The organism is Oscillibacter sp., from assembly GCF_032018205.1.
Classification (GTDB): Bacteria; Bacillota; Clostridia; order Oscillospirales; family Oscillospiraceae; genus Oscillibacter.
On the sequence record NZ_DALZOY010000005.1, the window covers coordinates 69,261 to 83,195 of the forward strand.

The 13,935-nt window shown below is 57.2% G+C and carries 12 protein-coding genes; all 12 read left to right on the top strand.

Features of this window, described 5'->3' with window-relative positions; genetic code table 11:
- Window positions 1–43: 43 nt before the first annotated feature.
- Window positions 44–301 carry a hypothetical protein gene (locus RTU96_RS05525; protein ID WP_312635437.1) on the top strand — a complete coding sequence of 86 codons (258 nt, stop codon included), beginning with the start codon at window positions 44–46 and terminating at the stop codon, window positions 299–301.
- A gap of 210 nt (window positions 302–511) precedes the next feature.
- Window positions 512–775, top strand: coding sequence for a hypothetical protein (locus RTU96_RS05530; RefSeq protein WP_312635438.1), 264 nt, complete (start codon window positions 512–514; stop codon window positions 773–775).
- Window positions 776–971: 196 nt separating this feature from the next.
- Window positions 972–2,048, top strand: a complete 1,077-nt coding sequence (locus RTU96_RS05535; RefSeq protein WP_312635439.1) for an ABC transporter substrate-binding protein — start codon at window positions 972–974, stop codon at window positions 2,046–2,048.
- A gap of 67 nt (window positions 2,049–2,115) precedes the next feature.
- On the top strand, window positions 2,116–3,135 hold the full coding sequence (locus RTU96_RS05540) for an ABC transporter permease (RefSeq protein WP_397356505.1): 1,020 nt from the start codon (window positions 2,116–2,118) through the stop codon (window positions 3,133–3,135).
- Window positions 3,132–3,926, top strand: coding sequence for an ABC transporter ATP-binding protein (locus tag RTU96_RS05545; RefSeq protein ID WP_312635441.1), 795 nt, complete (start codon window positions 3,132–3,134; stop codon window positions 3,924–3,926). The genes RTU96_RS05540 and RTU96_RS05545 overlap by 4 nt, the downstream gene beginning before the upstream one ends.
- A gap of 226 nt (window positions 3,927–4,152) precedes the next feature.
- Window positions 4,153–5,304: a BMP family ABC transporter substrate-binding protein gene (locus tag RTU96_RS05550; RefSeq protein ID WP_312635442.1), complete on the top strand. Its 1,152-nt coding sequence runs from the start codon at window positions 4,153–4,155 to the stop codon at window positions 5,302–5,304.
- A 47-nt stretch (window positions 5,305–5,351) separates the two neighbouring features.
- Window positions 5,352–6,884 (top strand): ABC transporter ATP-binding protein, encoded by a 1,533-nt coding sequence (locus tag RTU96_RS05555; RefSeq protein ID WP_312635444.1) that lies wholly within the window; start codon window positions 5,352–5,354, stop codon window positions 6,882–6,884.
- Entirely contained in the window at window positions 6,871–7,929 is a 1,059-nt protein-coding gene (locus RTU96_RS05560) for an ABC transporter permease (RefSeq protein WP_312635446.1), read from the top strand. Before RTU96_RS05555 ends, RTU96_RS05560 begins: the two co-directional genes overlap by 14 nt.
- The gene (locus tag RTU96_RS05565) at window positions 7,926–8,882 is read left to right on the top strand and encodes an ABC transporter permease (RefSeq protein WP_312635449.1); all 957 of its coding nucleotides are present in this window, start codon (window positions 7,926–7,928) and stop codon (window positions 8,880–8,882) included. Before RTU96_RS05560 ends, RTU96_RS05565 begins: the two co-directional genes overlap by 4 nt.
- A gap of 61 nt (window positions 8,883–8,943) precedes the next feature.
- Window positions 8,944–10,704 (top strand): adenine deaminase, encoded by a 1,761-nt coding sequence (ade, locus tag RTU96_RS05570; RefSeq protein WP_312635450.1) that lies wholly within the window; start codon window positions 8,944–8,946, stop codon window positions 10,702–10,704.
- Between the two features lie 18 nt (window positions 10,705–10,722).
- A complete protein-coding gene (locus tag RTU96_RS05575) occupies window positions 10,723–12,111 on the top strand; it encodes an amidohydrolase (RefSeq protein ID WP_312635451.1) in 1,389 nt (462 codons plus the stop codon).
- 18 nt (window positions 12,112–12,129) lie between these two features.
- A complete protein-coding gene (locus RTU96_RS05580) occupies window positions 12,130–13,893 on the top strand; it encodes an adenine deaminase C-terminal domain-containing protein (protein WP_312635452.1) in 1,764 nt (587 codons plus the stop codon).
- Window positions 13,894–13,935: the final 42 nt, after the last annotated feature.

Here is a 13,935-nt window from a genome sequence, read left to right on the forward strand (position 1 = left end):
TACAGCAATTCCACAAAAAACTGCAAAAAGTTCAGCGTGCAAAATGACAGTCTGCTGCGTTGTTGTCCTTGACGGGCGTCAGCCCGTCAGCGTCCTCCGCCTTGCAGCCAGCCATTTTACGCTGCTTCCTTTTTTCGCATTCTTCTGTGGAATTGCTGTGGAAATTCAAAACAAATCACAGTCCGGACGGCGGAGAACTACGCCGCCGGGCTGCACCATGAGCGAGCCGGAGCCGCTAAACAACAAGAGGCGGTTCTCCTTCATCTGCCCCGGCGGGGCACTCCGGGTAACGGAGAAATAGAAAATTTTAGGCCAAAAGAGATCAGCAAGGCGCACTGTGGCCTTGCTGATCTCTTTTGGTCTCGTTTTGCAAGATCACCTAATATCGTGTCATAATTTTGAATTAAAAAGTTCTTGACAAATTAAAAAAGGCAAGATATAATCCCGATATACCTACTAACTAAGTTGGTATTTAAAAACTGCGAAAGGGTGAGGAATATGACGACACTGTTTGAAAAACTGCTGCGGGGCAATTTCCGCTGTGGGCGAATGCTGTACTCCCGGACAAGTGATATGGCCGGGCGCGTCGGCATGTCCTATTCGCGCCCTTGGTGACAAACGCACCACACGGGCCATACCTCTTATCCGGGAGCTGAATGACAGCCCCGGCTTTTTTATTTTTAAAATGACCAAACCCACCCGCCTACCCATCGGCACGGAGCACATCGACGACATCTTTGCCGATTTTCAAAAGGGCTTTGACGCGGGAAAATAACTTTGTCAGAAAGGAGCGACTGCTATGATGCGCTGTTGTCATAAAAAAAATCGATGTAAAAGAATATCTGACCGTGGCCGCCGCCCCTTTTAAGGCGACAGCCTGTGCATAACGCAATCCATGGCGCGGAGTGTACGACCGTGGCACTCCGCGCCATGTTGCCATTAAAATTCCGAATAGAAGAGGTAGATTGATTATGAAAAAGGTAAAAGCAATATCCTTTTTGCTGGCGGCAGCTATGACGGGGGCTCTGCTCTCGGCCTGCGCCGGAAATTCCGGCAGTAACGCACAATCGTCTCAAAGCGGGTCCGGCTCTGCCGGAAGCGCCGCGCAGGAGACGCCTGTCAAGTGGGACATCACAATTCCCGGCAACAACGGCTCCCTGTGCAACGTCCCAACCTTCCTTGCATACGAGTTAGGGTATTTGGCGGAGGAGGGCATTAACGCCGACCTCGTTTCCGCCGACTATGAGTCCAAGAAGGTGGGTTTGAACAACGGCACCATGCCCATTGTCAACGGGGACTTTATGTATTTCCCCTCCATTGAGACAGGACTGAACATCACCGTGATTGACGGGCTGCACAAGGGCTGCATCAAGCTGGAAGTTCTGCCGGACTCCCCCATTGAAACTGCCGAGGACCTGCGGGGCGGAACCATCGCAGTGGACGAAATCGGCGGCACCACCTATCAGGTGGCCGCTCTCTGGCTGGAGCAAAACGGCGTGAAGGCCATTGGCGAGGATGCGGAGGTGACCTTCCTGCCCTTCGGTGACGATAACCTCTCTCTGGAGGCGCTGAAGAGCGGACAGGTGGATCTGGTGGCGATCTGGGACCCCAAGGCCTCCGTCGCGGAGAAGGCGGGCGAGGTGAAGGTGGTTCTGGACATCTCAACGGATGAACCCTTTGCCAGCCACTATTGCTGCTATCTTTACGCTTCCACCAAGGTGCTGAAGGAGGACCCGGAGCTGATTTCCGCCATCCTGCGGGCCTATCGGAAGGCGGAGGACTACATCGCCAAAAACCCGGAGGCGGCCACCGACCTGATTCTGGAGAAAAAGTACGTGTCCATTGAAGACCGGGATCTAGCTGTGGAGCTGGTCAAGGGCTACGGCTATCCCTCGGAAGCGGACTTTGACACCGGCAAAGCGCTGGACGCGCAGGCGGATGTAAAATACTTTGCCGAGGCGCTGCACGGCATCGGCTATCTCACCTCCGACCCCGAGGAGTATCTCGCCAAGGCCTTTACTCCCGTGGATCTGACTCTGGGAAAATAAGTGCAGACCTGCTCGCCGCACACCTCTGTGTGAGGTGTGCGGCGAGGCAATTTAAAGGAGATATCGCGTGAAACAGATTGACAATATGAACCCGCCGGTGACAAACCGCCGCCTGATGGAGGCGGCAAGTCTTTCCTCAGCCGGATTTCTGGCGGCCATTTTGGGAAACCGGCTGATTCCCCAGATATCCGACGGCGTAGAGCTGGCGGATTACGCTCTCGGTCCGCTTCGGCTGGATATGAACGGCTTTTATCGAATCGTGCTGCTTGCCGTTATCCTGACGTTTCTGCTTGGCGGCGTTCGGGCACGACTGGATTCCAGCCGCCGTTCCGGCTATGTGCGCCGTGCCCCGTTTCGGTTTGCTCTGGGGCTGGCACTTTTGGTATATGATATTTTAGGAACAAAGCTGCAGCTCACGCCCCAGCCGTTTTTTCCGGGTCCCGCTCAGATTCTGGAGTCCTTTTTAATGGAGGGGAGCTACATCGGGAAAAATCTGCTTTATTCTCTGCGGCTGTTTGGCGCGGGCTTCACCGCCGGTATCCTGCTGGGGGTGGTGACGGGGGTGCTGATTGGCTGGTTCCCAAAGGTGCGGTACTGGGCCTATCCCGTGCTCAAAATCAGCGGCGTTATCCCCGCGGTGGCGTGGATGCCCTTTGCCCTCACGCTGTTTCCAACGCCCTTTGCCGCAGCGGTGTTTCTTCTGGTCATCACCTCTTGGTTCCCGGTGGCGTCCCAGACGGCCTTTGGCATTCAGTCCGTCTCCCGGGTCCACCTGGAGGCGGCGAGGACCTTGGGCGGAGGAACCGCTTTTCAGGTGTTTCGCGTGGCAATTCCCAGCGCGTCGCCCCAGATTTTCACAGGAATTACCACCGCCTGCGCCAGCTCGTTCACCTGCCTTGTGATTGCCGAGATGATGGGCCAGCCCGGCGGCCTCGGTTACTATATCAACGTGGTGAAGGTATGGAGCGCCTACTACAAGGTGTTTGCCGCCATTTTGCTGATGGCGGTCCTGTTCAGCCTGATTCTCGCGGCGATAGGGGTTCTGCGGGACTATATGCTGCGCTGGCAGAAGGGAGTAATCAAATGACGAACGGCATTCTTCTTGATATTCAGCATGTCAGCCGGGTGTACCCGGACGGGCAAAACGGTCAGACGGAGGGAATTACCGCACTGCAAGACGTGTCCCTTACCGTGGGCGGGGGGGAGTTTGTCTCGTTGCTGGGCCCCTCCGGCTGCGGGAAAACTACGCTGCTGCGCCTGCTGGCCGGGCTGGATACGCCTCAGGGCGGGCGGCTTCTTCTGAACGGGCAGAGCATCGCGGGGACCTCTCCCCAGCGGGGCTATGTGTTTCAGCAGGGGGGCCTGTTCCCATGGTGGACGGTGGAGCAGAATATCGCCGCCGGACTGAAGGCCCGCCATGTCTACCGCCGGGAAAAGGCGCGGGTGGCAGAGTTTTTGGAGTTAGTGGGCCTGCAAGGCTTTGCAGGCGCCTATCCCCACCAAATCAGCGGTGGCATGGCCCAGCGGGCGGCCATTGCCCGCAGTCTCATCAACGACCCCGAGGTGCTGCTGCTGGACGAGCCAATGGGCGCGCTGGATTCCTTCACCCGGGCCGACCTTCAGGACAAGCTGCTGGAATTGCAGCGGGTCAGCGGGACCACCATGATTCTGGTGACCCACGACATCGACGAGGCCGTTTATCTCTCCGACCGCATTGCCATCATGACGCCCCGTCCCGGCAGAATCAGCGAAGTGGTGACGGTTTCTATGGAAAAACCCCGCCAAAGAAACAGCCAAGCGTTTACCACTCTGCGGGGAGAGCTGCTGGAAAAGTTTCATCTGGCAAGCCAATCGTCACTGCCCGAATATGCCATCTAAAGATACAAAAAAAGCACTCTGCCGTTATCCCATTTGAGCGGGGCCTTGGCATGCCACGGTTGACACATGCCCCAAACCCTCGCTTTGAATCCGCCGATTTTTTATCACATTCTAAAATTGACAAACAGGGAATGCTTCTATATGATAAGCCATAAGAAATCAAAATAGGTATTACCTTGCCGTTTCCTTATGCTTATCATAAGGAGCAAATCGAAGGGAGAAAAACATGAAACTGAAAAAAATTGCCGCCCTGCTGTCGGCTTGCGCGCTGACACTGTCCCTCGCGGCCTGCGGTTCGGAAACTGGCTCTGCCGGGTCTTCCGCGGCGTCTGCCTCCGGTTCCGCCCCCGGCGCGGCAAGCACTGCTTCCGGTCTTCCCGCGCTTACAGCGGAGGAAATTCACATCGGCGCCGTTTTCAACACAGAGCTTGGCACGGAGGGCTTCAGCTATGCTCTGGGTCAGGGCTTCAAGGCGCTGGAGAACGCAGGCTATCAGGTGGACTATGCCTTCAGCATTCCCGAATCCGCCGATTGCGAGGTTGCCATCGAAAACCTGATCAATCAGGGCTGCAACGTCATCTATGCCACCAGCTACGGCTATGGCGAATATGTGGCCAATGTGGCCGCGCGGTACCCGGAGGTCTATTTCAACCACTATTCCGGCAGCATCAACGCGGACAATCTGGCCACCTTCTTCCCGAAGAATTTCCAGAGCGAATATCTGTGCGGGATTATCGCCGGTATGCGGACCGCGTCCGACCAGATCGGCTATCTCGCCTCCTATCCCATCCCTGAGTGCATCCGCATGGTCAACGCGTTTACGCTGGGCGCGAGATCCGTCAATCCGGACGTGACTGTGAACGTCAAGTGGACCGGCTCCTGGTTTGATCCCGCCACAGAAACCGCCATCGCCACCGAGCTTGTCAACAGCGGTTCCGATGTGATCATCGCGTATCTGGACAGCCTGAACGCGGCAATCGCGGCGGCCAATCTGGGGGCGTATTCCTTCGGGTACGCCACCTCCGGCTATGAGACGATTCCCGAGTCTTTCCTCGCCAGCCCCGCCTGCGACTGGGAGAGCTTCTTCGTGAACGACGTCCAGAGAATTGTGGACGGCACATGGACCGGCACCAATCAGTGGTTGGGCATGCAGGAGGGGCTTGTCAGCCTGACTGAGATGTACAATCTGGCCGACGGCACAGAGGAAAAGGTAACCGAGGCCGAAGAGGGCTTTAAAACCGGTACGCTGGATATCTGGACCGGCCCCATCTCCGACAATCAGGGCAAAGAGAACGTGGCAGGGGGCCAGACGCTGGATCAGGCGGCGCTGTTCTCCATGAACTGGTTTGTCGAGGGCGTAAACGGAAGCGCAAGCTAAGGCTGTAACCGGACAAAATTCCACGGTCTGTTTTTTAGGAGAAGCACATGGAAAATCGCATTGCAGTGGAACTCAGGCACATTAAAAAGCACTTCGGGCCCGTCAAGGCGAACGACAATGTCAATTTAAAGGTCCGGGCGGGAGAAATTCACGCCATTCTGGGGGAGAACGGCTCCGGCAAGAGCACACTGATGAACGTCCTCTCGGGCCTGTACGCTCCGGACGAAGGGGAAATCCTCGTAGGGGGAACGCCGGTGTCCATCCGATCCCCTAAGGACGCTATACTTAATGGCATTGGGATGATCCACCAGCATTTCAAGCTGGTGGACGCCCTTTGCGCCTGGGAAAACATCGTCGGGGGCATGAAAACCCGGGCGCTGCTGCGCAAAAAGCGGGCGGTTGCAGAAATCATGGCTCTGTGTGAAAAATATGGACTTCCGCTGGACCCCGAAAAGAAAGTCTGCCAAATGACCGTCGGAGAAAAGCAGACCGTGGAAATCGTAAAAGCCCTGTACCGGGGTGCGGAGATTTTGATTTTGGACGAGCCAACCGCCGTTTTAACTGTGCAGGAGACGGAGCGGCTGTTTGAAATCCTGCGGGAGATGAAAGCAAAGGGCCGCGCCGTCATCATCATCACCCACAAGCTTCAGGAGGTGATGAACGTCAGCGACCGGGTGACCGTTTTGCGAAAGGGCGTCAGCGTGGACTCCATTGTGACCGCGCAGTCCAGTCCCGCCCAGCTTGCGGAGCTGATGGTGGGTCGGGCGGTGGACATTTCGGTCCCCTATGCGGAAACTTCCGGGAAACTGCGTGAGCCGGTTCTGTCCATCCGAAATCTGCACCTTGCGGAGCGGGGCGCGGGCGAAAAGCTGAACATTGACCGGCTGGACGTCTGCGCCTGCGAAATTCTGGGGATTGCAGGCGTGGCTGACAGCGGACAGAGAGAGCTGTGCGAGTCAATTGTGGGCCTGCGGGCGGCGGAGGGCAGCGTGCTCCTCAAGGGAACCGAGCTGATCGGGCTGGACCCCCGGGCCATGTTGCGGCAAGGGATTCGGATTGGCTTTGTGCCGGAGGACCGGCTGGGCATGGGCCTTGCGGCGGGGCTGAGCATCAGTGACAACGCGGCGCTGCGCACCTACTGCTCCCACAAAGGGCCGTTTTTAAATAAAAAAGTGGAGAAGGTTCAGGCCGTCTGCCTGACGGAGCGCTATCATGTCAGCGCGTCCGGCGTGGACCAGCCGATCCAGAGCCTATCCGGCGGTAATATCCAAAAGGTTCTGCTGGGCCGTGAAATTGACCTTGGTGCAGACTTTTTTATCGCCGCCTACCCCGTGCGGGGTCTGGACATCGGAGCTTCCACGTTTATCTATGAACAGCTTAACGAAGAGAAAAAGAAAGGCGTCGCCATTTTGTTTATCGGGGAGGACTTGGACGTGCTTCTGGGCATCTGCGACCAGATTGCGGTGCTGCACGGCGGCGAGCTGATGGGCGTGGTGGACGCGAAAACAGCCACAAAGGAGCAGCTTGGCCTGCTGATGATGGGGCAGAGACAGGGGGAGGCAAGCCATGCTGCGAATTGAACGGAAGACGAACAGCAGGTTCCTTCTCCAGCGAATTGTCTCTCTGGTGGTCGCTCTGGCTGCGGCGGGAGTCGTGGTGGCGATTTGTGGGTACGACCCGATTGTGGTGTACCGGGAGATGCTGAAAGGTTCCTTCAGCTCCGCTTACTATGTGCAGCAGACTATTCAGAAGGTTGTCCCGCTTTTGATGATGGGACTTGGGGTAGCGGTCTGCTTTAAAATGAATTTTATCAACATCGGCGCGGAGGGGCAGTTCTATATGGGCGCGACGGCGGCGACCTATGTGGCGCTGAACGTCAGCGGACTGCCTGCCCCGGTCACGATGCTTCTGATGTTTACGGCGGCCTTCGCGGCAGGTGGCTGCTGGTGCTTGATTGCGGGGTATTTAAAGTCGAAGTGGGGCGTAAGCGAAACGTTGGTGACGCTGATGCTCAACTACGTGGCCATCAAGCTGGTGTCCTATCTCCAATACGTCCTCTGGAAGGACCCCCAGTCCTTCGGCTTTCCGAAGATTGCCAATTACCCCGCGGAGCTTCAGCTCAAACCCGTGCTGGGAGTCCATTCTGGGTGGATTGTCGCCCTCCTTCTGACGATTCTCATATGGGTTCTGCTCCACCGCAGCAAGCTGGGCTATGAATTATCCGTGATGGGAGCCAACGAACAAACAGCGCGCTATGCAGGGATGAACACAAAAAAAATTCTCCTGCTGGCAAGTCTCTTAGGCGGCGGCGTGTGCGGTCTTGCGGGATTGATTCAGGCCGCAGGCGCGGAGCGCACGCTGAACGACCAGATGGGTGGCGGCATGGGCTATACCGCCATTGCCATTGCCTACATGTCCCGGATGGAGCCGCCGGTGATTCTGGCAGTTTCTTTCCTGTTTTCCATTCTGCTTCAGGGGGGCGCCTATATGCAGATTTCTATGCAGATTCCCTCTGCCGCAGGCGACGTGATTCAGGGAATTATTCTGCTGTTCATTCTGGGAAGCGAATTTTTCTCTATTTACCGGGCGGTCCTGACCCGCACACGGAAGGGGGCGGCAGAATGAACGAAGCGGCTTTGTTTTTTCAAATGTCCGTGCAGCTTGGCACGCCGTTTCTGCTGGCCACTTTGGGGGGCATACTGTGCGAAAAAGCGGGGCATTTGAACCTTGGCATCGAAGGCATGATGATGCTGGGCGCGTTTTTCGGCTTTCAGGCCGGATTTCTCAGCCACAGCCCGGCAGCGGCTCTCCTCATGGCGGCGGTGGGAGGCGCGCTGGGCGCACTGATTTATGCCGTCATCACCGTGACCCTCATGGGGAATCAGACTGTGACCGGCTTTGCGCTGACGATTTTCGGCACGGGTCTTGCCAATTTTCTGGGCAAGGCGTATTCCAGTCAGATCATGGACAGCGCCGTCACCTCCGCCTTGGGGCCTCGCAGCATCCCGGTCCTTTCCAAAATTCCGTTTCTGGGACCGGTGCTGTTTTCCCAAAGCTTGTTCGTGTACCTTTCGTTGCTTCTTGCCGTGGGGCTGCTGTTTTACTATCAGAAAACGCGGTTTGGCCTTGCCGTTCGCATGGTGGGCGAAAACCCCGGAACGGCGGACGCCTCCGGCGTCAATGTGACGCTGTACAAATATGTACACATTCTTCTCGGAGGCGCGCTGTGCGGTCTTGGCGGCGGCTATCTCTCCTTGGTATACGTCCCCTATTGGCAGGACAATATCACCGCAGGCATGGGCTGGATTGCAGTGGCTCTGGTTATTTTCTCAGGCTGGAACCCTGTCAAGGCCATTTTCGGGTGCTATCTTTTTGGAATTTTGAAGGGGATGACCCTGAAATTTCAGGGGGCCTCACTGTCCATCTTGGGCCTTGATCTCTCTCTCGCCGCGCAGGTGATGGATATGCTGCCCTATATTCTTACGGTGGCGGTGTTGGTGCTCTCGGCCATTTCCAAAAAAGGCGCGGGCACCGGTCCGACCAGCGTTGGAAAGCCCTATTTCCGGGAGGCCCGGTGAGGTTGCCTTCCGTCCACATTTCATTTCGGTTTTATGAATATTAAACATATAGGAGGTTGCCATGGACAACGAACTGATTCAGGTGGCGCTGGGCAAAAAGCCCGCCGACATTGTGATTAAAAACGGCAGACTGGTAAACGTCGTCACCCATGAGGTCTATGAGACAGAGATTGCGGTGGCAAAGGGAAAGATTGCCTCCATCGGTCCCATTCCGGCGGGCGCGGTAGGCCCGGACACACAGATTATTGATGCCAAGGGCATGTTTCTCGCCCCCGGATTTCTGGACGCGCACATCCACATCGAGAGCAGTATGCTCTCCTATACAGAGTTTGCAAAGATGGTGGTCAAGCACGGAACCACCGCCGTGGCAACGGACCTGATGGAGGTGACCATTGTCTCCGGCATTGAGGGGATGAAGGAAGTTCTGGCGGAGTCCAAAAACACGCCGGTGAAGCTCTATTATCCCATCCCGGCCTTTATGGAGGAAAACGGCATCCAGACCACCGGCAGTACGCTGCACAGCGAGATGATCGACCAGCTAATCACCCTTCCCGAGGCCGTGGGACTTGCCGAGGTGCTGGCCCCGCCGATTCTGGCGGAGAGCCCGGTTTCTGCCCATATGCTGGACTTGGCGGAGCGGTATCGCAAAACCGCGGAGGGCCATGCGCCCGCCGTTATGGGCGAAAACCTGAACGCCTATGTAGGCGCGGGGGTTACCAGCGACCATGAGAGTACCAATCGTGAGGAGGCTTTGGCCAAGCTGCGGATGGGACTTCATGTGCTGATGCGGGAAGGCTCCGCCTCCACGGACCTGCGCCCCTGCCTGAACATCATTACGCAGGAGCACGTGGACACCCGGTACTGCTCTATGGTCAGCGACGACATCGACGCGCTGCATATCAGCCGCCTTGGCCATCTGGACAACAAGGTCCGCATCGCCGTGGCGGAGGGGGTGGACCCCGTCACCGCCATCCAGATGGTGACGCTCAATCCCGCCGAGAGCCTGCGCATTCAGGACAAAGTGGGCAGCATCACTCCGGGCAAAATCGCGGACATTGTGTTTCTCTCCTCGCTGGAGGAGTGCCGCGTGGAGCGGGTCATCGCAAACGGCGAGTTGGTGGTGGACGGGTGCGCCCTTGTTAAAGAGCTGCCCGCGCCCAATTACAGTAATCTTCTGCGGGACACCGTCAAACTTTCCCGCAAAATCACCGGTGACGATCTGGTTTTGAAGGCAGACCCCAGCTATACCCGGGCAAAGGTCCATGTCATCGGCGCTTCTCACGACACCTTGCTCACCGACGCGCTGGAAGCGGAGCTGACGGTTGAGGGCGGCGTAATTCTGCCGGATGTGGAGAGCGATGTGCTGCGCATTGCCTGCGTGGAGCGCTATGGGAAAAACGGCAGCATCGGCAGGTCGTTTATCAAGAACTTCGGACTGAAATCCGGAGCCATCGCCATTAGTGTGGGCCACGACCACCACAATATCTCCGTGGTGGGCGGCGACGCGGAGGATATGGCCTTTGCGGTCAATCGCATTGCCGAGCTGCAAGGCGGCCTTGTGTTGGTGAAGGACGGCGAGGTTCTCTCCGAAATTCCCCTGCCCATCTGTGGCCTGCTTTCCGATCTGGACGGCGAGGCCGTGGCCGAAAAGCTTGCGGAGATGATTGAAATTCTCCGGACGCTGGGCTGCGAGGTGCCCTCTCCCAACATTACCCTCTCCTTCATCACCCTGATTTTCATTCCCTGCTTGGGCATCACCGATCAGGGCCTGTTCGATGTGCGGGAATTTAAGCTCATCGACCCGGTGATTTCCTTAAACTAAAAGGAGGAGCTACGTTCCATGAAACAGATACTACTGAAAAATGGCTTCATCGTCACCATGGCAGAGGGGCACGAGACGGTGTACGACGGCGGCGGCGTTCTGGTGGAGGACGGCAAAATCAAGGCGGTGGGCCGGATTGACCCCAAAGCGGTTGCCCTGGACGCAGAGATTATGGATTTGAACGGGAAATACGTTCTGCCGGGCTTTGTCAACACCCACGTCCATACCTCTCAGCAGATCAGCCGGGGCGTGGGCGACGATGTGGACTTTGTCACATGGCTGCACAAGCGGATGTGGCCCTTTGAGAGCAGCATGACGGAGGAGGACTCCTATATCTCCACGCTGGCCACTTGTCTTGAGATGATTAAAACCGGCGTCACCTCCTTTGCGGAGCCGGGCGGACAGTTTGTGTCCGGCATGTGCCGCGCCGTGGCAAAATCCGGCCTGCGGGCAAAGCTTGCAAAGTCTGTGATGGACTGCGGCGAGGGACTGCCCTCCGTCTGGCAGCGCACTATGGAAGAGGAACTGGAACAGCAGATTCTTGATCTGGAGAAGTATCACAACACCGCGGACGGACGTGTTCAGGTCTGGTTCGGCCTGCGCACGATTTTTAACAACACCGACGCGCTGTGCGTCAAAACCAAAGAGCTGGCGGACAAATACGGCGTGGGCATCCATATGCACGTGGCCGAAGCAAAGGAAGAGAAGGAATATACCTACGCCCGCTGGGGCAAGGGCACCGTGCAGCATCTGGAGGAGTTGGGCGTTCTCGGGCCCAACCTGCTGGCAGTCCACACCGTGTGGCTGACAGACGAGGAAATAGCCCTCTTTAAAAAGCGAGACGTGAAGGTGTCTCACAATCCTGCCTCCGCCATGCGGGTGCTGGGCTTTGCAAGAATCCCCAAAATGCTGAGCGAGGGCATCTGCCTGTCCATCGGCACTGACGGAGCCTCCTCCTCCAACCACATGGACATGGTGGATGAGATGTGGCTGACCTCCCTGATCCACAAGGGCTGGCGGCTGGACCCCACGGTGGTTCCCAGTCAGGACATTTTGCGGATGGCCACGCGGTGGGGCGCCCGGGCGCTGCTGGACGACAAGCTGTACGGCTCTTTGGAGCCGGGAAAAAAGGCAGATCTGATTGTCATTGACCCGCAGGGTCCGTCCATGATGCCCGTCAACGATAAAATTGCCGCGCTGGTCACGGCCATGCACTCGGAGAATATCACCTGCTCTATGTGCGACGGCAAATGGCTGATGAAAGACCGCAAAATTCTCACGCTGGACGAGGACGCAATTCTGGCAGAGGGCGCGGCCCGTGCCGCCGCCATCTACAAGCGCGCGGGCATCGAGCTTCCCGCAAGATTTCCGGTGGTCAAAATCAGCAGGGAAAAGAAGTTATTTTAAGAAAGCGGGGCTGCAAACATGGATCAGAAGCTGTTGGCGGTGGCAGGCGGGAAAGAGCCCGCCAATCTGGTTGTAACGAATGGAAAAATCGTAAACGTTTTCTCTGGTGAAATTTATGACGGCGGCGTTGCGGTGGCAGGGGACAAAATTGCCGCCGTGGGCGATGTGGATTATACCATCGGCGAGGGCACAAAAGTCCTTGACGCGCAGGGCAAGTATCTCACCCCCGGCTTTATCGACGGACATATTCATCCCGAAAGCTCCAACCTTGCCATCCGCTCCTTTGCCGAAGCGGTGCTGAAGCACGGCACCACGGTCATTATGACCGACCTGCACGAAATTGGCGTGGTGGGCGGACTGGAGGCCATTGAAGCGGTGCTGGAGGAAGCGGAAGCCACGGATTTGAAGCTCTACTTCATCGTCCCCTCCCACGTTCCCTTTTCGCCCAATCTGGAAACCTCCGGCGGGCGGTTTGACACGGAGATTATCAAGCGTGCGCTGGAACGGCCGGACGCGGTGGGCCTGTCCGAGTGCGTGGGCATGTATCTGGCGGCGGGATTTCCGGAGCTGATGGCTTCCTGCGACGCCGCGCTTGCCAAGGGAAAATCGCTTCAGGGGCATCTTCCCGATGCAGATACCGCCACCCTCAACACCTGCGTTGCCGCCGGCGTATCCACAGATCACGAGTCTCTCAGCGGCAAGGATGTAGTGGACCGTCTGCGGGCGGGCTGCTCTGTGATGCTGCGGGAGGGCTCCTCCGCCCGCAGCCTGACGCAATTGCTGGAGCCGGTGCTTGCCGATCATCTGGACACCTCAAACCTCTCCATCGTCACCGACGATCTGCATACCATTGACCTTGCCACAACAGGGCATCTGGACGAGTCGGTGCGCACCGCGCTAAAAGCGGGCGTGGAGTTCCTAACCGCCATTCAGATGGTCACCATCAACGCGGCCCGTGCCTTCCAACTGGACCGCTTTGTGGGCTGCCTTGCCCCGGGGCGGCGGGCGGACATCAACCTGACCACCGGGCCGGAGGACTTCCGGGTGGATACTGTTGTTGCTGGAGGCCGCGTTGTCGCGCAAGACGGCGAGTCTGTGGTTCATTATCCCGTGGCGGAGCACAATCCGATTCTGTTGAACACGGTCCATCTCAAAAAAGTCGTGGAAGCTTCTGATTTTCAGGTCCGCGTGTCCGAATCCGCCAAGGCCGCCAAGGTCAAGGTGATGGATACGCTCCCTTGGATTCCCATTACCCAGCCAAGGGATGTGGAGCTGAACGTCGTGGACGGCGTGGTGCAGTGCGATCTGGACCAAGATGTGCTCTATATCGCACAGGTGGAGCGGCACGGAAAAACCGGCGGCATCGGCAAGGCATTCATGGGCGGGTTCAAGCTAAAAAAGGGCGCGATTGCCTCCTCCATGGGCCACGACAATCACAACATCATCGTGATGGGCGCCAACCACGCCGACATGGCCGCGGCCGTTAACCGGGTGGCAGCGCTTCAGGGCGGGCAGGTGTTTGTGGTGGACGGGGAGGTCCTTTGTGAAATCCCCTTCCCGGTGTGCGGCCTTCAGTCGGATTTGTCGGCAGAGCAACTGGCGGAGGAAAAGCGCAAATTCAATGCAAAGCTCCAAGAGTGCGGCTGCGAAATCAACTATACCTGTATGTTCCTTTCTTTTATCTGTCTGGCGGCGATTCCCCTCTATGGCATCACCGATAAGGGCTTTATCGACGTTTTGCAGCAGAAGGTCATCGACCCGATTCTGGAGGTTTTGGAATAACCAGAGCTTTAAGAAAATTTTTATAACGCAGATGTTTCGTGA